The organism is Mesorhizobium sp. CA10 (assembly GCF_020165285.1).
In the GTDB taxonomy this organism is placed as follows: domain Bacteria; phylum Pseudomonadota; class Alphaproteobacteria; order Rhizobiales; family Rhizobiaceae; genus Mesorhizobium.
This window is the reverse complement of sequence record NZ_JAIUHV010000003.1, coordinates 638,050-663,925: the sequence shown is the minus strand read 5'-3', so window position 1 is coordinate 663,925 and position 25,876 is coordinate 638,050. Positions and strand designations below refer to the sequence as shown.

Genomic DNA, 25,876 nt, shown 5'->3' with positions numbered 1-25,876 from the left:
CGGGCCGGGAGACCCGCCTGCTCACTGAATGTCCCAGGCCTCGGGATGAGCGGCGTAAGGACCGCCGGCGGGTGCAGGCGTCCAGACGAAATCCTTCAGCTTATTGGAGGCAACGCCGTAGCGATTGGCCACCCACAGCGTTGCCCACGGAAGATCCTTGTTCATCACCTTGCAAACATCCTGCCAAGCGGCATCGAGCTTCGATGCATCGGTTTCACCGAGCGCCTTGTCTAAAGCCGCGCTCAGGTCGTCGAACTTGATGCGCATGGTGTTGAAGCCGGCGGGCGGAATCTGCGACTTGTTAAGGCCCGGATTGATGCCAGCCGGGTTCGGGCCATTCTGCAGGCCGGCATAGACCATGGGAAATGCGTTCCAGTCCGGCGTGCCTGCCTTGTAGACGATGCCATTGTAGGTCGGCGTGTCGACGACACGCGGCACGACGTTAATGCCGACCTGTGAAAGCATAGATTGGATGGCTGCCATGACATTGGCAGCCTGCGGAGAGCCGTAATAGGTCAGCAACGTGATGGGCTTGTCGCCGTTGATCTTGTCCCAGCCCACCTCTGCTAGCAGCGACTTGGCCTTGGCCGGATCGTAGGCGTAGGTTTCCAGCCCTTCGGGGACCAGTTGCGGCGCCACAAAGCCGCAGTTGGCTGGTTTGGCTGCGCCGCCATAGAGGCTCTCTATGATCGCGTTACGGTCGATGGCGTACATGATCGCCTGACGAACCTTGAGATCCTTGAACAGGTCGACCTGCTGGTTGAGACCGATATAGTTGACCACGTAGGAGCCGCCTTCGATCACCTTGAAGTTGGAATCGGTCTTGAACGACGCCGCGTCGTCAGGCTCGACATAGGTGAATTGGATCTCACCAGCACGCAGCGCCGCGACCGCCGCGGCCGGGCTCTCGAAATAGCGGTTAATCAGCACGTCGACTTTCGGCTTGCCGCCACGATAATCGTCATCCGCGGCCAGTTCGACATATTGGTCGGTGACGTATTTCTTGAACTTGAACGGACCTGTGCCGACCGGATTGGTCGACCACCAGGTGCTGGTTGCCAGCGACTCCGGTGGCATTCCGGCAAGAGCATGCTCCGGCAGGATCAGCACCTGCGAAAGAATGGACAGGAAGGAGGCGTTCGGCTTCGACAGCTTGATGATTACGATGCTGTCGTCGGGCGCCTCGACCGAAGCGATATCGCCGAGGCGTGCCGCGAACAGGCTGCCGGAAGCTTTGTTCTTGGCAAGGTCGATGGTGAATTTCACGTCCTTCGACGTGAACGGCTTGCCGTCGTGCCAGCTCTCGTTGACCAGGTTGAATGTATAGGTGAGTTGGTCGGCGCTCACCGTGTAGTTCTTGGCCAGGTCGCCTTCGAGTTGGGTCAGCCCCGCATTCCAGATAACCAGCGGTTCAAAATAGGTGCTGAGCCAGGTGAAGCCGCCAGTCGCGACTAGCGGGTTGAAGTTCTTGGGAAAACCGCCGGGGCCGACGTCAAAACCACCCGCAATGGTCTTTGGACTTTGCGCCTGCACAATGGTCGGCAGGCCGGTGCCGAACAGCAGCGCGGCAGCGATGGCTATCGTCTTGATGCGCATGGTTTCCTCCCTTGGCATTTTTCAGGTTGTGCGGTTTTTGGCGATAACTTGCTGGATGCCTCTGTAGTGATCGTCGAGCCGGCTACGTGCCCGGTCAACATCCTTGGCGGCGACCGCCTCGACGATTTCATGATGATCGCGCCAGGTGGCGAGCGGCGTCGGATTGTCGAGATTGGTGAAATCCGAGGCCTTGTTGAACGCCACCCAAAAGATATCGATCAATGCGCTGAGCATGTGGTTGTTTTGGCAGCGGAACAGCATCTGATGGAATTGCTGGTCCTCTTCGGCAAAGCTCTCGCTGCGCTCCGCGCGCTGGCGCATGCTTTCGGTCAACCGGCGAAGCTCGTCGATGTCTTCGGCGCTGATCATCTCGATGGTCTTGGAGATCAGCCCCGTCTCGAGCACACGCCGAATCTCGCGCAGTTCCTCGACATCGCGCAGCGAGTCCTGCAGGCCATAAGCCAGATTGTCGAGTAGTGGCTTGAAGGAGAATTCCTTGACGAACACGCCGATGCCACGACGCGTCTCCAGGATGCCGATCGATTCCAGCGCCTTGATCGCTTCGCGGACCGAATTGCGGCCAACGCCGAGCCGCTGCGCCAGGAAGGTCTCCGGGGGCAACGGGTCGCCTGCCTTGAGCCTGTTCGCCTCGATATAATTCCTCAGGCTCTCCTGGACGGTCACATGCAAAAGCGGTGGTCGGCTAAGCGGTTCGATCGACTTCAATACCGGCATCTTGTTTCCTGTTTCCACTGCTGTCCGACGCCGATAACCACTTCGCTCGAGAGGCTGACGACTTGTCCTATAACGACTTGTAGGATATCCTGCAAGTGCAGGAGGAAATATCAGGAGATGAAAGTCGTTTTAGCCGGCATTAGCCATTGGCACGCCGACTTGCATCTCGATGCGGCGCGCGATGCCGGCGCTGAAATCATCGGCGTGTGGGATGAGGACGAGGCGCATGCAAGGGGCTTTGCAGCGCGCAACTCGCTGAGCGCGATTGCTGCATTCGAGGACGTCCTTGCAGCACCTGCGGATCTGATCTTGCTGATGGGACATCCTTCGAGCGTGCCGGCCAGGGCGCGCAGGATAATCGAAGCCGGCGTCCCGCTTATCCTTGAGAAGCCGGCAGCGACCGGCACGGCGCCGCTGATGCAACTGAGAGACCTAGCCCATCGACGAAAAGCCTTCGTCGGCGTGCCTTTGCCCAATCGCTTTGGCCCGGCGGTGATCGCCTTTGAGAGACTGCGAAGGGAAGGCCGCGCCGGCCAAGTCGCGCACGGCCATTTCCGCGTCGTCAACGGGCCGCCCGAGCGTTATGCCGCCGATGGTGTGGGCTGGGTGGTCGATCCCGCGATTGGCGGAGGCGGCGCATTGCGCAATCTGGGCATCCACGGTGTCGATGCAGCGCTGAGCCTGGCCAGTGGAGAGATCCATCTCAAAGCTGTATCGATGGGCAACCGCATCCACAGGGCTCCGGTTGAGGACCACGCATTGCTGGTGCTCGAGGACAATGCCGGCGCGGTGTTCACCATTGAGGCGGGCTATACCTTCGCTTCAATGCTCCCTGGCGGGGATTTCGAATGGCGCATCGTCTCCGCCAACGCCACGCTCATCGACCGTGGCGACAAGGCGATCTGCGCAACTCTCGACGACGCTGCGGTTGTGGACCTGCCGGTCGAACTGCCGGCTACTCGCTACCGCCTCAGCATGCGCGACACATTCGAACGGTTGCGGCGAAACGCTGCGCCGGCAATCTCCATAGACGACTATGTTGCGGCGATGTCGCTGATCGACGCCGCATATCAGAAGGCAGGACGATGATTGCACTAGGCATTATCGGCGCGGGCGATTTTGGCGCCGCGCATGCACGCGCAATCAAGGAGGTCGACGGCATCCGCCTCGTCGCAGCCTGCCGTGGAAACGCGACGGCGCTGGCGGCTTTCACGGCCGAATATGGCGGCAAAGGCTACACCGACTGGCGCGAACTTCTCGAAGACAGCGGCGTCGATGCCGTCGTTATCGCTGCCCCGCACGCGGTGCATGCCGAAATGGCAATCGGCGCGGCCAAGGCCGGCAAGCACATTCTGCTCGAAAAGCCGATGGCGCGAACTGTAGCCGAATGCGATGCAATCAATGCGGCTGTGGCGCAGAGCGGCGTCAAGCTGATGGTCGCCCACCTCCTGCATTTCTCGAAACCTTGCATGGCAGCCAAGAAGGTCATCGAGGCAGGCGAGATCGGACGGCCGCTGATCGCGTCGAGCTGGATGATCAAGCTCTGGATGGAGCACAACCGGCGCGACTGGCACCTGCGCAACGCTACCGGTGGTGGCATGCTGATGACGGCCGGCATTCACGCGCTCGACCGTCTCGTCTGGCTGATGGATGACGAAGTCATCTCTGTGAGCGCCATGCTCGGCGCAAAATTCCATCAACAGGAAGCGGATGACACGTCGATGCTGGCGCTGCGTTTCAAACGTGGCGGCCTGGGCCAGGTACAGAGTATTGGCTATCGCAACGGTGCGGTCGGCTTTGCGATGGATCTCGTCTGCGAGCGCGGCACGCTACGCATCGACATGGATCGCGGCACGATGATTGGTCGCGATACCGTGTGGACCGACCTGCCGGATTCGTTCGAGCCCGCCTGGATGCACAATGCGGTGAAACGCGAATGGGCAGCGTTGCGCGACGCTGTCGTCGACAACAAGCCGGTACCGGTGACGGGCGCCTATGGGCGCAACCTCATCGGCATCATCGAGGCAGCCCACGCCTCGGACAAATCCCGCCGCGAGGAAACAATCGCTGATGCCGGCTGACATAGATACAATTTCCGAGGCCATCGCCGAGGCTCACTGGAACCCGCGTCGACGGGTACCGGGGTCGCGTTTGGTCGACCTGACGCGCGGCGATGCGATGGCCGTTCAAGGCGCGGTGTTGAAGCAGCTCCGAGAGCGTGTGCCCGTCGCCAAGGTGGCCATGCCGCCCGATGGTATCGCGACGGGTGCGCCAATCCCCGCCGGAATGGTTGTCGACGATGGCGGGACGATCGAACTTGGCGAACGCGACCTCGCCGGGCTCGAGATCGAAGTGGCTGTCAGGCTCGGCGCCGACTTGACGCCTGAGATCGCCAAAGCTGGGCGCTCGGCCGTGTTGCAGACCATCCAGCATTTCATTCTCGGCATCGAGCTCATCGGCTCTCGCATCGACGACCGGACCAAAGCCGGCCCTTTCGGGCCGCTGGCCGACAATATGGTCACAGGCGGTTACGTCATCGGCAGGCAGACACTGGCGCGAGCGCCGGAGGTCGACGGTATGGCGATCACGCTTTCCAGCGACGGAGCGATCAGCCAGCGCGAGACCGCCAAATACCCGTTTGGCGACGCCCTTTCTCCCGTCATCGCTTTCGCCGGAATGGCCGACGATCATTTCGGCAGCTTCAAAAAAGGCATGGTGATCACCACCGGATCGTTGTCGCCGCTGCTGATCCTTCCAAGGAGGGGTCGCATAGAGGTCAATCTTGGAGACTTCATGCCGCTCTCCTTCACGCTGCGCTAGTCGGACCATGAGTGATCATCTCTCCGCCCTCCCCGAACACGCGCCGCGCGGCATCTGGGGCGCCGTGATGCTGGCGGTGGACCTGAATGGCAATATCGACTGGAGCGCCACGCAAGAAACCGTCGCGCGGCTCTGCGCATCCGGCGTTCACGGCGTCTATTCCAACGGCACTGCATGTGAATTCCATTGCCAGACCGAAGCAGAATTCGACCGGCTGAGCGAGATGGTGGCGGCAGTCGCCGGTGCCGCGAGAATCCCATTCCAGATCGGCATCAGCCAGTCCAATCCGCGAGTTGCATGCGAGCGATTGAAGCGGGTTGCGGGATTGGGACTCTCGGGAGTGCAATTCACCTTGCCGGACTGGTGGCCACCAAGCGACGAAGAAGTGCTGCGTTTCGTCTCGGGCTTGGCCGAGGCAGCGCCGAGCACTCCTCTGGTGCTCTATAACCCGCCCCATGCCAAGCGGCTGCTCACTCTAGAAAGTATTGCCGCATTGGGCACCGCGGTACCCTCGCTTGTCGGGGCAAAACTCCCCGGCGGTGACGCCAGCTGGTACGCCGGCATGCGGCGCGAACTGTCGGGCCTTTCGGTGTTCGTGCCAGGCCACACGCTGGCAACTGGTTACGCGAATGGTGCGCATGGCAGCTATTCGAACATCGCCTGCCTTAGCCCGAAAGGCGCACTGCAGTGGTGGGCGCAGATACGAGCCGGGGAACAAGCGGCCTTCGAGATGCAAGCACGCGTACAGGCCTTTCTCGCGGACCACGTCCTACCATTTCGGGCACGCTACGCCGTCAGCGACGCCGCCCTCGACAAGGCAATGGCGGCAGCCGGCAGTTGGAGTTCGATCAGGGCCCAGCTGTTGTGGCCCTATTCTTCGGTCCCCGACGAGGACATCCCACCGCTGGCGACGGCGGCACGCGTTGCCTTTCCTGGATGGTTCTAGCATGGCGCGCTTGCCGAATGGTACTGACGGGGAGACTTTAGCGATATGGGGCAGCTGCGGCTGCTTTTCGTACTCGGGCGCTATTCGCGCGGTCAGAAGTCGGCGTGACGATCTCGCGGGTGAATTCGTTCGTATTGGTCTTCTTGACGGTGCCGATGGTCGCCATTTTTCAGTCTCCGTTCTCGTTTGCGAGCCCGCACCATGCGGCCTCGATGGCGATCGTGAGGCCACAGGCGACCGCTGCCGTATCGCTTGCGACCGCAGCAAAGCGTAGGATGGCGCAGGCGCGCGTTTCTTGGTTCGGCGAGGAATGGGCTTCGCCCAGGGGATGAAACTCGCGACGCGCCATTGCGGCATAGGCGGTCGAGGCTTCAGCCGTCCTTCGGTTTCGAGAGGTTGGTGGGCTCTAGGAAATGGCCGACGGAGGCACTGGCGCCATCGGTGGCTCAGAAACAGAGCGGATTGGTTCGCCAAGTGAGCTACAATGGCTTGCCTACATCAAAGCCTTCGCCTACCCCGCGACAAACGCCCATGAGGACGATCATGAATGTCTTATTTCGGGCCGGAAGCGGTCGGTCAGCTTTCGATGCGAGATCATCAGACATCGGCTGCTGCCCATCCAACTTGAGCTCTTGCAAGCTTCACGAACTTCTTGCGTTGCACCTTTGCCGAATCTTCTGAGCCTATGTCGCCGCGCCCAACTCTCGCAGTGTGGCCTTGGCCGCGAGGTATCAGTCGAAGCTCCGCGGGCAGTCGCTGGCCGCGATCCGGTAAAGGCGCAAAGCTTCTTCCCCGCGTTGCTGCAGTCGATTGAATTCGGCGGTATAGAAATTGGTCTCACAAACCTGTCCGGTTTTCGTCGTCCGGATCATCGGCTGCCCTCAATGTGTTGGCGGGTGTGTCCTTGTCGAGCAACGTTCGAATCACTGGCGCCGGCCACTTTGTCATATCGAGCTTGCCAGTCGCGTCCTGCAACCCACCTGAAGAGCCTTCTCACTCACGACATCGACGGACTGCTTCAATTCAACCGGGTTGGACGCGAGGTGAGCTCCGCGGCGATCAACAAGCTGCCCAACGACCGTTCCGGCCTGTTCGTCTCGGCGATCTGAAGCCGGAATACCGCAAGCGGGGCATTGCGCTGGTGCGTGACATTCATCCCGCTTTTGTGATCCCCGGCCGCGGCGTGATCCGGAAGATGCAGGAGTATCTGAGCAGCCCATATCCTGGCTACGGTTTAGAGACGAGCCGATACTCGGAGCTACTGAAACGTTCGGCAGCATGATTGGGCGCCTTTCCTACCGTTCCGATGATTAGGGCGAGGCATAGTCTCTCGTATTCCGGCGCCGCTGAAGAGGGTACGGTCCGGTCGCGGTGAACTAAGGCGAGAGAGCCGCTTGCGTTGCACCCTCCAGTTGCGCAATTCTGCTCATGCGAGTCTTTTCGGGGATAGACAATGTTTCACGACATTTGCCTGGAAGCCTATCGTCTGGGCGGGGTGGACGCAGTCAACTCACTGCTCAAGCAGCAATTTCCGGCCGATGCCGATCGGATCCGCGCTATGGAAGATCTTGAAGACACTGGTTATTGGTCGATCTCGTGGCACGAGAAAAAGCATCCCGACGGCGGGATGTACCGCGACTTCGGAAATGTGAGGGAATACCTAGCCGACGAGGGAGAGCATTGATGGTCCGTTTGTTGCACGAAGCGTTCCAAATGAGGGCTTGCAATTATGCCCGCCAGCTTATGGGCAAGGCGTCCAGTCCTTACGCATCTCCGGAGTCATCGCATGATTCGTGAACTGCAGATTTCGGTCGTCGCGGCCGGCGGCACGGCATTCGTGGCAGTAGACGACTTTGATCAGACCCCAATGCATGGCGGAATGATCCGGCCCGAGCCGCTTCACCATCTCGGCCATGTCGAGCACGGCCATGCGTTTGCACGTTAGGCAGCTCACCGACAGGCCTGTTCCGGCCTTCAGCTTCTTGCCCAGCGTATCTTCAACGAAGGGGTATTCTTTGCCGCGATCTCCAGAGAGGTCGCCCCATCCGAGTGAGATATGGCGATCGGAAATCATCGTTGGCAAGAAGCCGGAGCAAAGATCATTCCTCCCTTTGAAGGGTGATGTCGGCCGCGCTTCACGCTGGGCGACGGGCTGTTGAGGGAATGGCCAGCCTTGAGGGGCTACGCGCACGTATTAACAGCCTCTAAAATGCAAAGCCCGCTGCCGGGGGTCCAACAGCGGGCTCCAGCAATTGGCTACACCCCTGAAGGATCGACCATTTACCTTATATTAATCATCGCTTATTGAAGCCGCCGCCGTCAAGCCTCCCAAGCTTCCGCGATCACACCATGTCGATCGCAGATGCTTTAGCTACTTTGCATATGCGGCGGATCACGGTTCGCCAGGCCGGCGCACGCTTAGGCAATCTCCAAGACAGAGGCGCCGGCCACCCTTAGTCCGCCGCTAGGTGTGGGGGCACACCAGCGGCGGGCTATCGGGGTTAGTCGCCAGGGGGTAGTTTCAGCCGCCAGCGAGGAATGGCAAGGCCTTCGATAGCGCGTCGTCCTGCAACGAGGACTGAGGTCCGAATGCCTCCCGGCCCGAAATCCCCGATTTGATGCTAACGTTTGCAACCGAGCGCCCGAATGCGTCGCGGATCGTGCAGGTTAGATCGCGATCACCGGCCGGGAACCTTCGTAGGAGGTCGAGTGCCGTTGCCTTGGCTTGCGCAAAGCCTTTGAAGGTGTCTCCACGGGCATCGTGGTAGACATCACCGCCATGAGACAGGTCGAAGAAGAAGCGAGGCATGAGGGCCGATTTTAGCAAGGCCCCGTAAAAGGTTCATTATCCGTTTGAGGGACAAGGGTTCATCCGCTGATTTGGGGGTGGACCATAAGGAAGCCCGACCTGTCGGGAACCGTGGCTGCGGTGACGCGCTTCGTTCGTTGCCGGAAAGACAAGTTCGTCGCGGCTAATGAGGGCAAGCGACCGGCTTTGTTCCTCAGCCGGCTGGATCCCTGAAGGAGAATCGACCAATGACGCATCCGACGTGTCACCGCAGCCACGGTTCCCGACAAGTTGGAACATTAGAACAAGCTTGACTAACCGGTAAGCCGCGCCAGAGTCGGTCCCATGGCTAAAGCAAGCCTAGCTGTTCAGTCCCAGGGAGTCGTAACGCTATCCTGAAGCCGTAATTCGCAGGGGGCGTTATGGCAGACATCTTCACACCAACGCCCGCACAACGCCGCGAGTTCGAGCCGAGTTCCAACGTCGCAAGAATCGACCGGCGTCCTGGGCCGGCAATACGGCCTGAGCCGCACGACGGTCGCGAAGTGGCGGCACGGCGACGGAACGCACCGTTGAAGACAATGAAGGGACGGCCGCCCTGCCCTGTTGACCTTCCGAGCAACTTAAGTTCGCGCCTCGGAAAAGACGTTGAACTCCTTGCAATGATTGGAGAACCATCATGCGAATGCTTACCCTCTCTGCAGCATTTTCGCTGGTGGCCGGCCCGGCCACATCGGCGGGTGGCTTGATGACCTCGAGCCAACCCTTCCTGAACGGCACAAACAACAGCGCGCCGATAGCCGATGCTGTGCCGGGCCAGGGGTAGTCCGCTGTCGGGTGCCGAGCATAGCGACACGCAGACGGGTGCCTCACTCAGGACCATGCCGCCGGCACTCAGGGTAAGACGGCGCCATCTGCCAACTCTCGCTGACGGCCTTCCGAATACCTAGGCGGCACTCGTAGGAACGTCAGCGAGCGCCGCTTGGAATCTTTGTTAGGACTGCACCCGCCGGGCCGCAGCGCGCGCTGCAACTTGGACTACTTAGCGGCGCGGGCTTCTTCGCCTGGACCCCCAATACGCTGTCGGCGTGCGGCGGGGGTCTGCTGCTGATCCCGGCGAGTGACGTTCCTTACCGGCAGTACCGCCGTCGCTCCCGTGATCACGCTTACCGAGCTCATGGCAAATCCGGTGCGGATCCTGGCGTTTCGTCGCAACATCGACTGGAGCATCGTGTGCTGGTACTTGCCGGGAGCTATCGGCGGCGCGGCAGCGGGCGCTGGCTGTTCGCCAGCGCGCGCCCCGAGTGGCTGCAAATCCTCATCGGACTCTATGTGGTAGGCGCGGTTTGGGAGTTCGCGGAGGCGCGCGCAAGTGCAGCTATCGAGCGCGGCGCTGGCGCTGGTGGCTCCTGCCCGACGGGCTCGCCGTATCCCGAATCCTCAAATTAGAGGAAGCTTGTATTTAATTTAATTCAAGATCAAGATCATAATGCCGGGAGGATCCACCGGCATGGCCCGGCTGCGTTCCTAAATACCCCTTAGCCCAATGCAGCCGGGCCGCCCGGTCGGGATTCCGGCGGTGGGCATTAGCGGAGGCGAGAACAGCTAGCTGCGATCACAGAAGAGCACAGAATTAACCCGTCCAATTCATCCTTTCCGGCTTTCGCTATCGGAGCAAAACCACCTCTGAGTTGCGTAGCCCTTTCCTGACAGAGGTTTCGGAAGCGTCGACGCTCACGCTGGAATCGCCACTGAAGAGCAATTGCCACGCGATAAGCCAACCTGTTTTGGCCACCAGCTTCAGGTCATGCGTTCCCTTCATTCGAAAGCGGTGGTGTGACAGGTAAATAACTCCGTCAACCAAGTAATTCTTGTTTCCTGAAAATGACACAGCCGGTGTCCGGTCCGACTCTTGGCGAGATCCGAATATCGAAAGTCCAGAATAGACTCCGTCCTTGGGAGCCGAAAGCCGTACAGAACCATTCCCTGGGGACTGGATGATACTGGACCCCGAGTCGAGAAAGATCGTAACTTCGTTACCTTTCAAATCCACATCGCTGCCGATGGCTACTACCGCGTTGTGGAAGTAGTGAATTCCTGGAGCGAGGGTCACATCTCCGTCGAAGCCGATGCTCCCACAGAACACCCGGCCGGCCGGGATGGTGATATCGGATAGCACCTGATTGTTGTAGTCACAACCGTTCGGCGGAATAGGTTCTGGCAACGTGATAAGTGGGTCCGTGAGCAGAGGTTCGTTCGTTTTTGGCGTGACACTGTAGCCGCCGCCTTGATAGCTGCCCACTACCGAGATTTTCCTGGCGATGATCTTTCCGCTTCCAACATGCCTAAGCGCACTGCCACCGGAGGAGTTCACCTGAATGCCGCAGTTTGGAACCGATATTCCTCCCGAGCCGGTCACTGTCAGCGCTCCGTTGGAGTCCGGATCGAGGGCATAGATGCAGTAATCAGGCGCGGATTTCCGAGCTGTTGCCGTCACTTGGATGTCTATCTTCTGAAATCCTGCAAGAGTCATAAAAGCGGTTGGTAATCCGGCTGAGATTTTGACTACCGCTTCTTGCAACGTGGAAGAAGGTGTGGTGACGTCCGCATCAACGATGATGTCGGCTGCAAACGAGCTGTTGCCAAGCGCCCAGTCCTTCGCTGCCTGTGCGGCCACCTCGTTTGTTTCGTCGCTTTCAACGGCGGCGAGAGCCGCTGAATCGGCAATCTCTTGCAATCTGGATTTCCAGACGACGGCATTGGTAAAATCGACGCCAAGGCCCAGGGCCACGCCTAAAGGCACAACCATCAAGGCGGCTGCCACGGCAATGTTACCCCGCCGGTCGAGCAGCAGATCTTTCAACTTCGGCATCGAGATGCCCTCTTCCGGAGAACACTCTAGATCGACAGTAATTTAGACAATGCTAAATTGCCGGCCAACTCGGAAGTCGCCCGAACCGCCGCTCTCTCATTTGAACCCAAAGGCTTGATCGGCCTGATCGGACTTCAACAAGTCACTTGCCGAATGTCCGACACCAGGCAATATCACGAGACGCCAGTTCAAGGGCCATCCATTGGCGGTCGCGACGGCTTGCGCCAGCTCAAATGTGAACTCGCCGCGCTCCAGGCGTGTCGATCCTTGACGCATCGCGGCTGCGCTCTCGCCCAGCTCGGCATCGCCTGTGTCGTCCTCTCCGAGATAAATGGTTAGCGGCAAAGCCAGATAGGCCTTCAATTCCTGGTTGGCTTGATCCGGGCTATAGACGCAACCGGAGGAAACGCATCCCAGGCCATAGGCGACCGCCTCTGACAGGGATGGCAAAACGTAAGAAGAGGGGTTGGCAACAACTGATCTCTTTGCGTCCGGCAAGGCGAATGCTGCAACGCGGGAAGCGAATTGGCCTCCGGCCGAGTGCCCAAAGAGATAATATTGCGCGTTCGGCAATCCCTCTTTCGCCCTGGCCCAGCTTACCAGGCCCTTGACGTACCAGACAGTCCACCGGTCCCGAGGCTGGATCGTACCGTTGTTGACGATGCCTCCCCGCTGATAGCTCCAACTTGGAAATCGTTCCAGATCAAAGAGGGGAGCCAACACGATCAGACAATTTCGATCGGCCAGAGGCTCCGCGTAATCTCTGTAGGATGAAGCCGTGCGGCTGAGGCCGTGAAACACGAACAAGAGCGATGGGTTGCTGCAGTATTTTGGATGATAAGTATATACGGTGAGCTTGGTCCCATTGATGGTCGCGGTGGTCGTGCCACCGCCAACTTTCCAGGCAAGCGCCGGGCCCGAGAACGTTAAGCCCAAGGTCACGGCCAACAGACGGATCAGAAATCGCACCTGTCACTCCCATCGAAACGAGATGTTATTGGGATAGTATATTCGCTCTTGCTAAACAACCCGGAGCTGCCTTCGCGGTAAACGTTTCGTTTTCCGGCCCTTTTCGCGCCCTTCGGGCCAGATCGATGTGTAGGCGCGCCACGAATTGAGGGCTGCAACCAACATCTCAGCACAAAAGGAATGGACAGCCGGAGGCGTTCGTCTTCGGCGGCTACCACACCGCTGACCAGGTTAGGCGACATAGCGAGCAGACGGTCATCGTGGCACAACCGGCTGTACCTTCCAGTGCGTGGTGGATGCGCTGCCGGCCCGAACAGCGGCGCGTCGATGGCCGGCTTCCATATGAGCACCCCGTTCAAATCAGATGGCCAGCAAGGAACATGAGGGGTTTTGTTGGGCCTGCATAATCGGGTGCTTTTGATCGCGCTGTCGGCCGTTACCCCTGATCGGTAGTCGCCGTCCAAGGCTAGGTGGGGTCATTCAGCCACGTTGAAGGGCACAGATGCTTGAGTTTGATACCTGCGTTGGCGGTCGTGAAGCGTCAGTTGGCCTTGGTATGTCGGCGGCTAGGCTCATCCCCCGAACCAGTACGTGCGTCAATATTCCCATTGCGCCAATCGGCAGGCCCTCATCACTGGGTTTAAGCCGGGCGTTGCGAGCGTCAAATACCATTACCGAGCTTTCGCCCAAGACCTCAACTTGGTCACCCAAGGTAACTAGCGCCGTACTTTCATCGATCCCTATGCCCACGTGATCTGGCCTATCCAGAACTGCAGTGAGCAGACGATTGTTTCGTCGTCGCTTGAGGAAGTGCTGATCGATTATCACTCCGGGCCACAAGCCTAAACCCCTACTGGTCGGGGCCGAACCGGCGATGACTGACTTCAGGGATTGGCTCCCGCCCGTCATCATCCAATCCGCCATAACCGCTGCTCCCGCGCTCGAACCGCCCACAGCAATTCCGCGACGATGCCGCTCCCGGATCAACTGACTGAATCCAGATGCGTCAAGCGCCGCCATCAGGGCCGTTTGAGAACCGCCAGAAAGCCAGATCAGATTGGCCTGATTGATTGCGTCCGCGACGCCCGCGACGCTTGCCGAGGAAGTGGCCTTCTCGTTGGCTTGACCCTGGTTCTCAAAACGCCAACTTCGGATGTTCCTGGCACCGACAGCTCGGAACGCGTCAACGAGAGAGTCGCTGTGCTTATCGGCACGAGACGCTTGGGGCAGAACGACGATACGAGCGTCTGGGCCGCCAGCAAGCTCCATGGCGCAAGCCAAGATCTCCCTTGGAATGGGTCCACCGCCAACTATAACGAGTGCGCCACCCGCCTGCGCCGGAGGTGCCACTTCTGCCTCGGGAGTTGTCGATATGAGAATTGCGGTTGCAGCGATGCCAGCCAGCACCAGTCCGCTGATCCTGTGCACGAGTTTCGACGGCCGAACCATATTCGCCCCTACGTTGTGTTAGTGAGGAGCAGTTGTTGAGCCACATCACGGCCCAGTCACTGCAATTCCGGCAGCGGCAAGTTCCGCTGGTGCTGCGCCAGTCAGTTGTTCGGCGCCATGTCGCGAAGACTTCTCATGCTCCTGATGTGGCCTCAAGGTTGAGTTCGACAAAACTTCCCAGGTCATCGACACCAGTTAGTAGGTCACGACCGCCATCGTAGCGCTTTGTCAGAACGGCGAAAGCCTGCGGAAACTCTTCCTCACTGACCGGTCGATTCTGAAAATGCGTTATGTCGTTGTCCGTCAACAGAGGATACATGCGAACAGACAACGACAGCCCGTCATTCGCACGGCTTTCAAAACGAAGGGCAACGGCCAGCCCGTAAGGAGCTGCCCGAGTTTTTGAAAATCGGCCGGGGGTGTTCCAAACGAAATTGCCCAATCCGAACAAAACCGGCCGCCCGGACACAATCTCCATGCCTTGAATGGTGTGCGCACCGTGACCGACTATCAGATCAACCCCTGCGGCCGCGAGATGCCGCGCGTACTCACGTTGATAAGGTTCCGTGCTCGTGTAGTCCGTTCCCCAATGGGGATAGGCGATAAAGAAGGGAGACGGCAACGTTCGACGGAGGTCCGCGATCTGCGTCGCAATCGCCTCCGGCGTGATGCAGTTAATCCCTGGTTTCGTATTGCCAGCGTACCATCTGAATTGCTTGTCGTATTTCTCGCGAAACTCGAAGCAGGCCCAAATCACGATCGTCCGCTCGACGCCGCCGACCGTGATCGTCTTGACCAAGGGTCGAGCCGCCTCTGCCAAATCCACTCCGGCACCGAACGGGGTGATACCTGCGGCCCTCAGTCGTCGAATTGTCTCACGTAGGCCCGATTCCCCACAGTCGAGGCTGTGATTGTTTGCCAGCGACACCGCGTTGAATCCTGCTTCCACTAGCGCTGCTGCGGTCTCGTCAGGATCTGATGAGCCTAGATAGTTTTTGCGGCCCTTCAAGGAGGGATCAGGCGTCGCGGCGAGCGGCACCTCAAGGTTTCCGATCGTCAGATCGCCACTGGCAAGTACATCCGAGACTCGGGCTAGCGAGTATCGGTGTCCCTTGATTGCTAAGCTCTCGCGCAGCGACGCCATGCGCGGATATTCGAGATACGATTCTCCAAAGCCCACATCGCCGACTAGGAGCACTGTGAAGTTGGCGCTTTCTCCGGTCGAAAACCTGCCGGCCCGTCGGCATGGTCTCGCTGCTGGGGCTGCTGCTACGCGCGGTTGCTTGGTCGACTCACCGCGTTGACGATTGTCAGCTGGTCGGCCAATAATTTGGAGCGTCTTGTCGACGACTGCGGGATCCTTCGCGGCAATCACCCGCCCATCCGCAATTCGTGTTAATATCTCGCGTGCCTGTTTTGCCGGTGCCGAACTGTTTCCCGACGGCAAGATCGCGATATCAATTCGATCCAGGCCCACGCCTTTGTTAAGCACCTCTTCCGGCGAAACCACTACAATCCCCGCATCGAGCGTTGCATCAGCCACGATAGCCTCAATCCCATCGAGGTGATCTCCGAAACGCATGCGGCACGTTTGCTTCCCAATCAGTGTGCCTTCGATAGATGCCAAGCCGACTCGTTGACCAGACGCATCGGCCGAGGCGCGGATCGCATTCGCCAACGGATCACCGTCGGCCACCGTCAAGACTACGACCAGCGGTATCCGGCTGGGCGAACTCTTGGGGTAAAGCATCTCGACCACTGCATCCGCCGCATCACGCCGCGTGCCTTCGACCACCGCCAAGTGAAGCCCCAACATCGGCCGAGTGTTCACTTCGCAGATTGCGCCCCCTGTTTCCCAGAATGGTCGGTCTATTGCGGTGGTAATGAAATCAACTCCGCAAACGTCGATACCAAGCAATGCCGCCGCTCGCTCGGCAACTTCGCGGATAGACGGATGAACCGCCTCGGTCATATCAACTGCTGTGCCGCCCTGCGAAACGTTTGAAACCCGCCGCAGAAGAACGATCTGATCCTTTTCCGGAACTGCGTCGAGCGACAGGCGCTGCTCCGCCAGGCATGACCGAGCCATCTTATCCACCGGGAGCGGCTTCAAACTCGAGTGCATGCCCGCGTGTCGCTCGGGGTTGAGGTTCTCTCGGTCGACGAGCTGTTGCACCGTGCTTGTGCCATCGCCCCTGACGTGCGCTGGGCGGCGACAGGAGGCGGCAAAGAATTTTCCACCGACCACAAGCAACCGGTATTCTTCGCCCTTGAGAATCGCCTCAACAACGATGCGAGCCGAAACGCGGCTAGCATGCTCGTATGCCTCAAGCAGCTGAACCTCGTTCTGCACCCCGACTGTAACGCTTCTCCCCATATTGCCAGACGCCGGCTTTACGACCACCGGAAATCCGATCCAGCGGGCAGCGTCCCGCGCCTCTTCGACACTGCGCGCCAGTCGCTGCACTGCTACCGGCAGTCCGCCGGCGACGAGTATGGCGTTTGTAGCTGCCTTGTTCTTGGCAAGCATCCTGCCCATCGAGGACGTATTTGTTGATTCCGATCCCAGCAGAATGTTGGAGTGCCGCCCGTATCCGAGCTTGATGTAGTTGGTACCTGGAACCGTCGACCAGGGAATTTCGCGATGCTGGGCACGCTTCGCGATCGCAAGGGTGTCAACCGTTGGCGTTACGTCCAAGGTGCTCTCGCGGTAGGCGTCGAAAGCTTGGTCGAATATATTTCGCAAACGGTCCAGATCCTCTCTGCATAACGCGTTTAGAAGCTCGACCGCGACTTCACCTGCACGCAGCCCTGCTCGGGCTTGTCGTGTTTCAAAAACAGCAACGAACTCGCGTGCGTTCGCGCCCTGTTCGGACCCGGCGAACTGGACCGGCCAGTTAACCCAACGCTGGATCAGCAAGGCAAGCGTCTCTACGACGCGGGTAGCTGAAATCTCCGTCCCGGTGAGCAACGACTGCCACGCAGGAAAGTCAACCATGTCGGAACGAAATCGGCTGACAGGCGGTATTAAGTCCGGGATCAAATATGCATTCGAGATCACAGGATCACACCCGCCGGCGCCATCGGCGGACAGCTGTAGCCGGACAACTGCGGAGCGGGACCACATGTTTCCCGCCGCAAGAATCCTTGCGCCAGATATCCTCATAACCATGCCTTGGACAGTTGCGGAGTTCGGCGTCACTTTCGCATATGATCCTTTGCCAATATAACCTACCAACGTGGAGTCCTGTTGGGGGCAGCCCGGGCTTTTGAAATTCCAAAGCCAAGTAGTATCAAATTTCTCTGTGTCTCCGTATTCGTTGAGAGCAATTGGCGCCGATAAGTTCCTTCCCGGTGAAACCGCCACGCGCGCCTATCGAACCACTTTCTTTTTTCCTTCTGCTCGGTTCGACGCATCGGAGGCATTAGATGGACCGCCGACGTCGATTGATCCACCAAGCTCGCGCCTTGCATCATCCAGCGCTTTCGCCTCGGATTCCCCGCCGATCTGCTCGAGTTCCTTCGCAATGACATTCGATTTTGTCAGAGGCCACTTGGTCAGGGAGGCAGAACGCACGAAACCGTAAGCGGACGGCATCCGGACCATCAGCCATCCAAGGTTACTCAGTTCCTCGGTGAATTCTTTCGCGGAGTTCGCGCCGCCGATGCGCCGCCCGGTCAGGCGCTTGAACGTCTTGGATGACATCCTTGCCCGGATCCGCGGTTGTCCCGCCTTGTTCGTGGTGCGCTTCAGGGCCAAGGCAACGAGCGTCGCCGCATCGCGTAGTGAAACATTCGGCCGGTCAGCTGTCGAAACCGTTTTCATCCCCCCCTACTCCCTTTTACTTAGCGAAACCGACAAGATTTTCATCGCTGTCGAGCTTCATCCATGTCGCGCCGGTCTACGGGCGGCGCAGACCGCACTGCCACCTGATCGAACCAGCCATCTCTTTTTCCCAAGTACGAAACAGCCATTGCATCCATGTTGGCCCGGATCAGCGGTGGGCGCGACAGAGACGCGGACGGAATGGGTTCAATCGCAAGTTCACCTGTGCCGGAAGCGAGAACCATCTTCGCTCCAGACCCATCGGAACTCCATCTCACAACAACCGCGAGACCACCGTTCTGCAGGTGTCTGAGCAAATCCGGATCGAGATCGGTTCCAGCACTGACCAATACCTGCTTTGCAGAGGACAACGTGGACAGCGCCCGGCGAGACATCACATCTTCCCTGTCAACGATGAAATACCCGTGGTTGATGCGTCGTAGTACTCTTGCAAATAGGCCATCAAGAATCTCACTGCTTTCGGGGTTCTGCGGCATTATCGATACGGCATGACAAGCGCTCACCCCCAAGCCTTTCGTCCAGATTTTGTCCGGAGAAGCGGCCAAGATCAGGGCCTCCAAAGATGGGTCCCTGGTTAGCGCCAGCGGAGTCATGCGCTGGCCGACGTCTTGAGGGACGCTATTGATGTAGGCGCCCCGCTTCGAAAGGAGACCAACCCGACGCCCTTCAGCCTGGAGCCGGCGATCGATTTCTTTCGCAACCATGCTCGTGTGTCTATCGCCGACGACGAGTAATGTAGTAACCGCCGCTGAATCTGGAGTCTCGTATAGATTCGTCAGAATAAGTTCGCTCACATCTGTTGAGGCGCCCCCGCGTGGAGAGAGATGTGATTGAATACCCGGCCGAGCGTTTACCTCGACTACGCAGCATCCAGCTTCCTTATGCGAAATCGCAATGTCCGGCATGATAAGGTCGATCCCAGCAATGCTCAGGCCAAAGACTCTAGCAATGCGTTCACACAGCTGCTGATTTTCCGGGTGAACCTCGCCTGTAACATCCACCGGTATACCTCCACCGGCGAGGTGGCCTGTCGGACGCAAGGTGACAAGCTTGCCGATTACGGGAACCGAATCCAATGAAAGCCGGCGCTGTGTGATGTGCCTCAGCAGCTCATCGTCAATTCCTACGCGGCATAGATATCGGCCGTCCCGATCCGGCTCATTGTTCAAATCATCGATTAGATCTCGCACTGTCTTTTGACCATCGCCGACCACTTGGGGCGGGCGGCAGATGACCGCCGCGACGAGGCGATAATCCACGACGGTGGCTCGATACTCAGATCCTGCAACATATTGCTCTACCAACACCCCATTATGTGTCGAGTGCTGCCTGCCGCGTAGCGCGTATGCTCTCTCAAACGCCTCTTCGACTGCATGGCGTCCCCGCAGCTTGACCGAGACGCCCCGCCCTTGATTTGCCTGGGCCGGCTTCACTACGACGCTCCTGCCCAGTTGCCTAGCCGCTGAAACCGCCTCGGCCTTTGTGCGAACAGTAATCTGACGGGGAACGGTCATGCCGGCTTGCGCCAGTAGTCTGTTGCCCAGCCTCTTGTCCAACGCGGTCTTCGCGGATGCGAACGACGTCGAACCGGAGATCGTCGAGAATAATTGCTTCTGGTGCTTGCCCTGGCCAAGCCGAAGATGGTTGCGGGCAACGAACTCGAACGGAATGCACTTCCTTTTGGCTGCAGCCACCAACACACCGGTCGAATTTGAAAGCCGCCGCTTCTTAGCCTTTTCCATATTTAGCTTGCGTGCCTGAGTGTATTTCGTAGTTGGATCCTCGCCTCGTGCCGCCTCATCGATCGCGTCAACAACAGCCGAAGCAGCCGCGCGCGACATCTGTGGGTCATCCGACTCCCAAATGACAGCGAAAGTGTCCTGGGCTCGGTCGCTCACAAAGGCGGGAGTCGTTAACGACGAATAAAAATTCATCTCCCGGCAAAGCTCGAGATCGGCGAGCCGGATCGCATCTGCAATGTACTGCGCCACCAGAGCGTCCTGCGAACAGCTAGGAAATAATCCGGAAAGCGCCAAGCGCACTTCAGGAGCAAAATCAGAAACGTGCCTTGTCGCGAGAGACCCGAGTTTCAGCGTCAGCTTAACCACTGTATTTGCGCTGTAGATGTTTGTTCCCGACAGCGTCCGAAGCCCGACAACCGCGACGGGGCTCAATTCTTCTAACTGAGATACCATAACGCTATTGCCCCCAACGCCGTTGCCCCAATTTGGATCAGCCCGTCATCGTCGCTCTACTCTTCCGAATTCCCTCATCAACCCAATAGGAACCCGCTCTCCATTTTATTAGATGTCGCTAATTCGAAAGACAAAACATGGGACTAAGGTCCGTAGCTAAAGTCCCTGTAAGGCCCATTGCTTACAACTACCCCTTACATTATGGTTATCTAATGGTAAAAAGCACAAAATGAAAGGCAAGTCAAAGGGTCTAAAAGCAAACGAAATTCAAGTAAAAACCCTTGAACACAGCGTAACTAAGAGTTTAGTTGGGGGAGTTGTCATGCCGATTTCCAGAATACAACGCGGGCGCATGAAGAGGGCCAAACGCGCATTCGCGACGCGCCGCGTTGCAGCCTCTCACATGCGAACCCTTATCACCGGGCCGATACAGCCCGCCGCAGGCGATCTTGTCCTGGCGCGCGTTGATGAACTCGGCAATCACAGCCGATTGGAGCTCATCGGCGGAAGAAAAGCCATTATGTTTCCCGGCGACGAGATCATTGTCTGCTACGGCAACAGGTATGCCCCCGACCAGTTCGAAGCGGTGATTGGTCCGGATTTGGGCCCGTGCGATCTGGTAGCCGGAGGAGGAATCGCGGCGCAGGAGCTTTCGAGGCATGACAGAATGGCGGCGCCGACAAAGATTACCCCGCTGGGGCTGGTTGGGGATAAATTCGGCCGCCGGCTGAATGTCTGGGATTACAAAGTAAGCTCAGACGATCTTCCTCCTTCGCTGCCGATTGTTCTGTCGCTCGGCACATCGATGAACGCCGGCAAAACCCTGACGGCGACGTCATTGGTCAGAGGATTCAAGAAATTGGGACTAAAGGTCGCTGCGTTGAAGATTACCGGAACGGGATCCGGCGGCGACATGTGGATTGTCCGTGACGCCGGGGCGGACTTGGTTCTGGATTTCACCGATGCGGGTTTCGCAACGACCTACTTGGCTTCAGTGGAGTTGATCGAGAAAGGCGCTTTGCGCCTGTTGAACCACGCTGCCGAAAACGGATGTGATGTTGCAGTCATCGAGATTGCCGACGGATTGCAGCAAAGGGAGACATCGGAGCTCATCTGGGCCGAGTCGTTGCGGAGCATCGCCCTTGGCACAATCTTCGCCTCGTATGATGCCATGGGAGCCAAATATGGCGTCGACAGCCTTCGCGCCGCGGGTCACAACGTGCTTGCTATAAGCGGACGAATTGGTCGATCTCCGCTCGCTGTGAGAGAAGCGGAGGAAGCCACCGGGCTGCACGTCTACTCCCCATGGGAGTTGCAGGAAGGAGCACTGAACCCTGTCATGAGGGCTCGCGCTTCTGCGAAACTCGCCAATGGCCAGAGCAGTAATCCCTATTTCCGGCGCATCGCAGAATCTGCGGATGGAATCACTTCGGACGGTTACAGTCCACAGGCCTCGCAATTGCGCGTTGAATTTTTAGAAATGGTTGCGCAAGGGCTCGTCGCGGCGGAGTTCGGTAAGCTCAACCAGACCTCAGCCGACGGCACCAGGTTCGCGTCATGGCTAACTCCCTATGGGAACATCACCGTCACGCTACCTAAGCTGTCATCACGGTTCGACATTCCCGCCTTTATCTCGGCTCGCGCTCCTGCGGAGATCATAGAAGCCGCAGTTCTGGCCAAAACTCAGGCCGCATTGAAGTTGTCTTTGTCCAACCTTATCGAGGCGCTTGGCTGCTCTGCTCTGGCCGACGACCAAATGCAGGGGCTTCTGAACGACATTTGGTCGATGCTTGAGATGGATCGCAAGAGCGGAATTGAATGCCAGACCTTGCTTAACGCTATGAGACAACCGATCTCGGCCTCCGCGCCGGATGAGCCGGACGCCACAATTATGAACTTCTCAGGAGCTTTCAGCGACACTGAACACCGCAGCGTAATCGGGCGAGCATGACCAGCGGTGATCAATGAGCATACGAGATAAGAGGTTCAGTCCTCCTCTGAGCGAAATGTGGCGACGGTCCAGGCCCGGCTTGGCTGCTGTCGTGACATTCGGAATCTTTATCAATCTTCTCCGCTTCTCGGGTCCCCTCTATCTCATACAGATCTTCGATCGGGTCATTTCGAGCCGCAGCATCGAAACCCTTGTTGCCCTCACTGCAGCGGCTTTGATCGCGCTTGTTGCGGGGGCTGCGCTTGAAACGGTCCGCCGGCGAATGCTTTCGCGATGGAGTGTATGGATCGAGCATCAGTTGACCACTCAATCCGTGAGAGCCGGATTGACCGCCGGTGTTGCTAACCCACCGGTTCTGGCCAACATCGAGAAGGTATCCAGTTTTGTGGAGCGCGGCCTAGCGCCATGGATGGATGTGGTCTGGGCCCCCATTTTCCTGCTGTGTGTATACTTCATCCATCCGGTTCTCTGCATGATCGCTTCGGCCGGCATTGCCTTGCTGATCGGTCTGAGCCTGCTTAAGGACAAGCTCACGCGAGAACCCCGCCAGGCGGAACGCGACGCCGCCAAGCAGGCCAGGGAAGTTTTGGTCTCGGCAGACAGGCACAAGGACGTGGTGGGCGCCTTTGCGATGGCTGACGCAATCGCCGGCCGCTGGGGTAAGAGCAAGATAGACGGCTTTCTGCAGCGGGATCGGCTGAACGCGAGAGGGGTGAGTATCGACTCTGCCATCCGGGTCTTGGGCCGCGCCTTTTATATCGTGCTCCTAGCATCCGGCATCTGGTTGTTTTTAAACAATCATGCCACGCTCGGGGGGTTATTCGCAGGCCGCCTTGTTGCCAACTTCGCCTACAAGATCGTCGACAAGGCGGTTCGGGAGCTCAGAAGTCTACGAGAGGCGCGCGAGGGGTACTCGAAGATCAAGGCGGAGCTTGCCAGACCGGCGCGTGACGAACCGGTCTTGTTGCCCGGGACACCGAATGGTGCTTTGAATCTCGATGAAGTCTCGTTCAAGCACGGCGGAGCGCGGGGAGACTTGTTCCGGAAACTTTCACTCTCCCTGGCGCCAGGAGAGTTGCTGATGGTCATGGGGCGGGCCGCAACCGGAAAGACGACGCTTTCCCGCCTTTTGATTGGGCTGCTTAAGCCGCGCACCGGACAAGTCCGGTTGGGCGACATGAACGTCACACGACTTCCCGATTACATCAGGGCTGAGGTCATCGGCTATCTCCCGCAGCATATCGAGCTTTTCGAAGGAACCGTTGCGCAGAACATCGCACGATTTCAGCAGACCAGCATGGACGACGTGGTTTCCGCAGCCAAGATAGCGGGAATTCACGAATCTATTCTCCGGTTAAGCCAGGGTTATGACACCCTTCTTGATGAGTCCGTCGGCCTGTCCGGCAGCGAACGGAAGCGAATAGCCGTTGCAAGAGCCTTCTTTCGTTCGCCGAAACTGATCGTCCTTGATGAGCCTTTCGCAAATTTGGACATTTCTTCGAGGAGGACACTCGAAACGGCCGTCAAATTTATGAAGGACTCCGGATGCTCGATAGTCGTCACCATGTCGGGGCGATCCAAGCGATTTATCGGAATGATCGACAAATCGCTCATCCTGGGCGGCCAGAAACCGGAGTTCACTGATCACATCGTAAGTCCCGTGCGTCCGAGCAAGCCGGAATTGCGGAGAGTCAAGTGAAAGCCTCGCTGGCCCTCCGCAACAAAAGCTCGGGCGGTGTGCAAGCAGAAGACCCCGCGCCGTTCGGCAAAAGCTTGGTGACTTCGGGTTTCGCGATAATGGCAGCTTTCTCCGCCGCCGCGGGCTTATGGCTGGCTGAAGCGCCAATCCAAGGCGCAGTCTTGGCACCCGGCGTGGTGGATGTGGCGTCGAACGTGAAGACCATCCAGCACCTTGAAGGAGGGATCATATCCGAAATCCTGGTTAAAGAGGGAGACCACGTGTCGCCAGGCCAGGCTTTGATACGATTGCAGGGCACTGCTTCGACGGCCGCAGCAAACGAAATCAGCGCGCAGTGGTACGAGGCAAAAGCAACCGAGGCGCGGCTCGTCGCGGAAAGAGATGGAAAAGATATCATCGAAATTCCGCCGGAATTGAAGCAAGCCGGCAAACAGGCGATGGATGCCATTGCTGGGCAAGAAAGTATTTTTCGCTCGCGGCAGGCTCTTTTGCACGAGGGTCTCTCCGTGCTGCAGCAGATGATCGCCAGTCTGCAGAAGGAAATCGAGGGGTATGAAGGGCAAGTTGCCGCGTCGACCCGAAAGCTCAAAGTCATCGAAGACCAACTTAGCGACGTCCGCGCATTGTATGAAAAGAAGCTGATTGTACGGACGCGCCTTTCCGATTTGGAGACAGAACAGGCGGATGTAAGCGGAGCCCTGAGCGGTTACGTTGCGTCGATCGGCGTCGCCAGGGAGAAGATGGAGGAGACAAAATTTAAGATTGCAGAACTTAAAGCGTCTACAGCAACCGACATCGTCGAACAACTCGGATTGACGCGCGCCAAGATATACGAGGCGGGGCAAAAAATGGCTGCCGCCAATGACGTGCTGGCCCGTACCGAGATTCAAGCACCCATTGGTGGGACCGTGGTGGAACTGAAGGTGCATACTATCGGTGGGGTGATAGCGGCAGGAGATCCACTGATGACAATCGTCCCCCTCGACGACAACTTTGTTGTGCTGGCAAATGTCGACCCGTTGGATGTCGACCAAGTGAGGGCGGGATTGCACGCGACAATTTGGCTTAGCGCCGTAAGCAAGCGCTACCAGCAGCCTATGAGCGGCGATATCCAAACCCTGTCAGCGGACCGGCTTATAGATTCGCGGACAGGGCAAGCTTACTATTCGGCTCGAATTGTCCTGACCCCAGAGTCGTTGAAGGCAATGCCGGTGGCATTGCAAGCCGGCATGAACACGCAGGTGATGATCGAAACCGGCACAAGATCAGCCTGGGAATATCTCAGCGCTCCTGTGTATGCCGCTATGGGACGCGCGCTCCGCGAGTGATGAGAGATGTTCCGTCTCAGGCGCACTCGGCTCAACAAGCAAACGCCTGCTGTTGCTCCGGGCAGCCTCCTCAACTTCCGGAGAATGTGTTCTACGGTCAACTTCGGCTACCTCGCCTTGTGACCTGAAATTCCGCCCTCACCTTTCCAGCACAAGAAGGTGCCCATCGATAGCGGCTCCAAACGCCACATTTGGAGGATAAGTCGGCGAGGACCTCCTGGGCGCGTTTCGAATCTTGAGCAAGCCGGAATGATCCGCAACCCTTACGGTCCCAGCCCTCGTCTTCTGCCGAAGGTCCATCCGATAGCGCCATCGTCACGGGCGAGCCTCCTATGTGCTTGCCGATGCGTTTTTTCGGGTCGAGGCTGACAGGGGACGAGCTGGAAGCCGGTTCCGTCGCGTCGATCATAGCAAATTGGCCGGAGGCGAGGTTGGTGGCGCCGGCAAGCCGGCCGCTGATGTATTCGCCAGGCTTCGTTTCGATGAAGCTGAACCCGCGCTCAGCCGCCATGCTACGACCGGTGCGTCGACTTCGGCCTGTTCGAGTCGCTGGAGGAGATCGCGCGGGGCTCGGGCCCCGGCCAGCAGACGCTGCAGCTTGCCGTTCTCCCTATTCAAGGCACACACCATATTTGCGACACAGTGCTGTCGCCGAAAGCCCAGCCTGGGCTTCTTCAAATG

At 58.5% G+C, this 25,876-nt stretch carries 21 protein-coding genes; 10 read left to right on the top strand and 11 right to left on the bottom strand.

Annotation, left to right across the window (positions count from 1 at the left end; all coding sequences use genetic code 11):
* Positions 1–21: 21 nt before the first annotated feature.
* Both LB535_RS10165 and LB535_RS10160 read right to left on the bottom strand, forming a co-directional pair.
* Positions 22–1,596, bottom strand: coding sequence for an ABC transporter substrate-binding protein (locus LB535_RS10165; RefSeq protein ID WP_224632065.1), 1,575 nt, complete (start codon positions 1,594–1,596; stop codon positions 22–24).
* A 21-nt stretch (positions 1,597–1,617) separates the two neighbouring features.
* Positions 1,618–2,331: a FadR/GntR family transcriptional regulator gene (locus tag LB535_RS10160; RefSeq protein ID WP_140542389.1), complete on the bottom strand. Its 714-nt coding sequence runs from the start codon at positions 2,329–2,331 to the stop codon at positions 1,618–1,620.
* On the opposite strand from LB535_RS10160, the gene LB535_RS10155 reads away from it, so the two are divergent.
* Genes LB535_RS10155 through LB535_RS10140 form a run of 4 tightly spaced genes read left to right on the top strand, consistent with a single transcriptional unit; the run spans position 2,281 to position 6,097 of the window.
* A complete protein-coding gene (locus tag LB535_RS10155) occupies positions 2,281–3,420 on the top strand; it encodes a Gfo/Idh/MocA family protein (protein ID WP_224632064.1) in 1,140 nt (379 codons plus the stop codon). The two genes, LB535_RS10160 and LB535_RS10155, sit on opposite strands and share 51 nt — an antisense overlap.
* Positions 3,417–4,412 (top strand): Gfo/Idh/MocA family protein, encoded by a 996-nt coding sequence (locus LB535_RS10150; RefSeq protein WP_224632063.1) that lies wholly within the window; start codon positions 3,417–3,419, stop codon positions 4,410–4,412. Before LB535_RS10155 ends, LB535_RS10150 begins: the two co-directional genes overlap by 4 nt.
* A complete protein-coding gene (locus tag LB535_RS10145) occupies positions 4,402–5,151 on the top strand; it encodes a hypothetical protein (RefSeq protein WP_224632062.1) in 750 nt (249 codons plus the stop codon). The genes LB535_RS10150 and LB535_RS10145 overlap by 11 nt, the downstream gene beginning before the upstream one ends.
* 7 nt (positions 5,152–5,158) lie before the next feature.
* A complete protein-coding gene (locus LB535_RS10140) occupies positions 5,159–6,097 on the top strand; it encodes a dihydrodipicolinate synthase family protein (RefSeq protein ID WP_224632061.1) in 939 nt (312 codons plus the stop codon).
* 37 nt (positions 6,098–6,134) lie between these two features.
* On the opposite strand, the gene LB535_RS28815 is transcribed toward LB535_RS10140, so the two are convergent.
* Positions 6,135–6,263 (bottom strand): hypothetical protein, encoded by a 129-nt coding sequence (locus LB535_RS28815; protein ID WP_263490638.1) that lies wholly within the window; start codon positions 6,261–6,263, stop codon positions 6,135–6,137.
* 247 nt (positions 6,264–6,510) lie between these two features.
* Here LB535_RS28815 and LB535_RS10135 point away from each other — a divergent pair, with 247 nt between their 5' ends.
* Both LB535_RS10135 and LB535_RS10130 read left to right on the top strand, forming a co-directional pair.
* Positions 6,511–7,206, top strand: a complete 696-nt coding sequence (locus tag LB535_RS10135) for a hypothetical protein (RefSeq protein ID WP_224632060.1) — start codon at positions 6,511–6,513, stop codon at positions 7,204–7,206.
* 344 nt (positions 7,207–7,550) lie between these two features.
* Positions 7,551–7,781: a hypothetical protein gene (locus LB535_RS10130; protein WP_140691936.1), complete on the top strand. Its 231-nt coding sequence runs from the start codon at positions 7,551–7,553 to the stop codon at positions 7,779–7,781.
* A 57-nt stretch (positions 7,782–7,838) separates the two neighbouring features.
* On the opposite strand, the gene LB535_RS10125 is transcribed toward LB535_RS10130, so the two are convergent.
* Positions 7,839–8,171 (bottom strand): hypothetical protein, encoded by a 333-nt coding sequence (locus LB535_RS10125; RefSeq protein ID WP_224632059.1) that lies wholly within the window; start codon positions 8,169–8,171, stop codon positions 7,839–7,841.
* 447 nt (positions 8,172–8,618) lie between these two features.
* Complete coding sequence (locus LB535_RS10120) at positions 8,619–8,906, bottom strand: DUF6894 family protein (protein ID WP_224632058.1); 288 nt, start codon at positions 8,904–8,906, stop codon at positions 8,619–8,621.
* A gap of 658 nt (positions 8,907–9,564) precedes the next feature.
* Here LB535_RS10120 and LB535_RS10115 point away from each other — a divergent pair.
* Complete coding sequence (locus tag LB535_RS10115) at positions 9,565–9,711, top strand: hypothetical protein (protein WP_224632057.1); 147 nt, start codon at positions 9,565–9,567, stop codon at positions 9,709–9,711.
* 840 nt (positions 9,712–10,551) lie between these two features.
* Here LB535_RS10115 and LB535_RS10110 read toward each other — a convergent pair.
* The 6 genes from LB535_RS10110 to LB535_RS10085 all read right to left on the bottom strand — a co-directional run bounded on the left by LB535_RS10110 (position 10,552) and on the right by LB535_RS10085 (position 20,217).
* Positions 10,552–11,757, bottom strand: a complete 1,206-nt coding sequence (locus tag LB535_RS10110) for a TadE/TadG family type IV pilus assembly protein (RefSeq protein ID WP_224632056.1) — start codon at positions 11,755–11,757, stop codon at positions 10,552–10,554.
* Between the two features lie 96 nt (positions 11,758–11,853).
* Positions 11,854–12,726: a hypothetical protein gene (locus LB535_RS10105; protein WP_224632055.1), complete on the bottom strand. Its 873-nt coding sequence runs from the start codon at positions 12,724–12,726 to the stop codon at positions 11,854–11,856.
* A 480-nt stretch (positions 12,727–13,206) separates the two neighbouring features.
* Positions 13,207–14,175 (bottom strand): cyanophycinase, encoded by a 969-nt coding sequence (locus LB535_RS29055; protein WP_224632054.1) that lies wholly within the window; start codon positions 14,173–14,175, stop codon positions 13,207–13,209.
* A 133-nt stretch (positions 14,176–14,308) separates the two neighbouring features.
* Complete coding sequence (locus tag LB535_RS10095; protein WP_224632053.1) at positions 14,309–17,173, bottom strand: CapA family protein; 2,865 nt, start codon at positions 17,171–17,173, stop codon at positions 14,309–14,311.
* 375 nt (positions 17,174–17,548) lie between these two features.
* The gene (locus LB535_RS10090; RefSeq protein WP_224632052.1) at positions 17,549–18,001 is read right to left on the bottom strand and encodes a hypothetical protein; all 453 of its coding nucleotides are present in this window, start codon (positions 17,999–18,001) and stop codon (positions 17,549–17,551) included.
* A gap of 41 nt (positions 18,002–18,042) precedes the next feature.
* Positions 18,043–20,217, bottom strand: coding sequence for an acetate--CoA ligase family protein (locus tag LB535_RS10085; protein ID WP_224632051.1), 2,175 nt, complete (start codon positions 20,215–20,217; stop codon positions 18,043–18,045).
* 229 nt (positions 20,218–20,446) lie between these two features.
* On the opposite strand from LB535_RS10085, the gene LB535_RS10080 reads away from it, so the two are divergent.
* From LB535_RS10080 to LB535_RS10070, 3 genes are all read left to right on the top strand, one after another.
* Positions 20,447–22,168 carry a hypothetical protein gene (locus LB535_RS10080; RefSeq protein ID WP_224632050.1) on the top strand — a complete coding sequence of 574 codons (1,722 nt, stop codon included), beginning with the start codon at positions 20,447–20,449 and terminating at the stop codon, positions 22,166–22,168.
* Positions 22,169–22,247: 79 nt separating this feature from the next.
* Positions 22,248–23,867, top strand: coding sequence for an ATP-binding cassette domain-containing protein (locus tag LB535_RS10075; protein WP_224632049.1), 1,620 nt, complete (start codon positions 22,248–22,250; stop codon positions 23,865–23,867).
* Positions 23,864–25,195, top strand: a complete 1,332-nt coding sequence (locus LB535_RS10070) for an HlyD family type I secretion periplasmic adaptor subunit (protein WP_224632048.1) — start codon at positions 23,864–23,866, stop codon at positions 25,193–25,195. The genes LB535_RS10075 and LB535_RS10070 overlap by 4 nt, the downstream gene beginning before the upstream one ends.
* Positions 25,196–25,876: the final 681 nt, after the last annotated feature.

Bases quoted from the DNA above. Each gene is read 5' to 3' on its own strand.
- LB535_RS10165 (WP_224632065.1), bottom strand. From the start codon at position 1,596: ATGCGCATCAAGACGATAGCCATCGCTGCCGCGCTGCTGTTCGGCACC.
- LB535_RS10155 (WP_224632064.1), top strand. From the start codon at position 2,281: ATGCAAAAGCGGTGGTCGGCTAAGCGGTTCGATCGACTTCAATACCGG.
- LB535_RS10160 (WP_140542389.1), bottom strand. From the start codon at position 2,331: ATGCCGGTATTGAAGTCGATCGAACCGCTTAGCCGACCACCGCTTTTG.
- LB535_RS10150 (WP_224632063.1), top strand. From the start codon at position 3,417: ATGATTGCACTAGGCATTATCGGCGCGGGCGATTTTGGCGCCGCGCAT.
- LB535_RS10145 (WP_224632062.1), top strand. From the start codon at position 4,402: ATGCCGGCTGACATAGATACAATTTCCGAGGCCATCGCCGAGGCTCAC.
- LB535_RS10140 (WP_224632061.1), top strand. From the start codon at position 5,159: ATGAGTGATCATCTCTCCGCCCTCCCCGAACACGCGCCGCGCGGCATC.
- LB535_RS28815 (WP_263490638.1), bottom strand. From the start codon at position 6,263: ATGGCGACCATCGGCACCGTCAAGAAGACCAATACGAACGAATTCACC.
- LB535_RS10135 (WP_224632060.1), top strand. From the start codon at position 6,511: ATGGCCGACGGAGGCACTGGCGCCATCGGTGGCTCAGAAACAGAGCGG.
- LB535_RS10130 (WP_140691936.1), top strand. From the start codon at position 7,551: ATGTTTCACGACATTTGCCTGGAAGCCTATCGTCTGGGCGGGGTGGAC.
- LB535_RS10125 (WP_224632059.1), bottom strand. From the start codon at position 8,171: ATGATTTCCGATCGCCATATCTCACTCGGATGGGGCGACCTCTCTGGA.
- LB535_RS10120 (WP_224632058.1), bottom strand. From the start codon at position 8,906: ATGCCTCGCTTCTTCTTCGACCTGTCTCATGGCGGTGATGTCTACCAC.
- LB535_RS10115 (WP_224632057.1), top strand. From the start codon at position 9,565: ATGCGAATGCTTACCCTCTCTGCAGCATTTTCGCTGGTGGCCGGCCCG.
- LB535_RS10110 (WP_224632056.1), bottom strand. From the start codon at position 11,757: ATGCCGAAGTTGAAAGATCTGCTGCTCGACCGGCGGGGTAACATTGCC.
- LB535_RS29055 (WP_224632054.1), bottom strand. From the start codon at position 14,175: ATGGTTCGGCCGTCGAAACTCGTGCACAGGATCAGCGGACTGGTGCTG.
- LB535_RS10095 (WP_224632053.1), bottom strand. From the start codon at position 17,173: ATGGTTGACTTTCCTGCGTGGCAGTCGTTGCTCACCGGGACGGAGATT.
- LB535_RS10090 (WP_224632052.1), bottom strand. From the start codon at position 18,001: ATGAAAACGGTTTCGACAGCTGACCGGCCGAATGTTTCACTACGCGAT.
- LB535_RS10085 (WP_224632051.1), bottom strand. From the start codon at position 20,217: ATGGTATCTCAGTTAGAAGAATTGAGCCCCGTCGCGGTTGTCGGGCTT.
- LB535_RS10080 (WP_224632050.1), top strand. From the start codon at position 20,447: ATGAAAGGCAAGTCAAAGGGTCTAAAAGCAAACGAAATTCAAGTAAAA.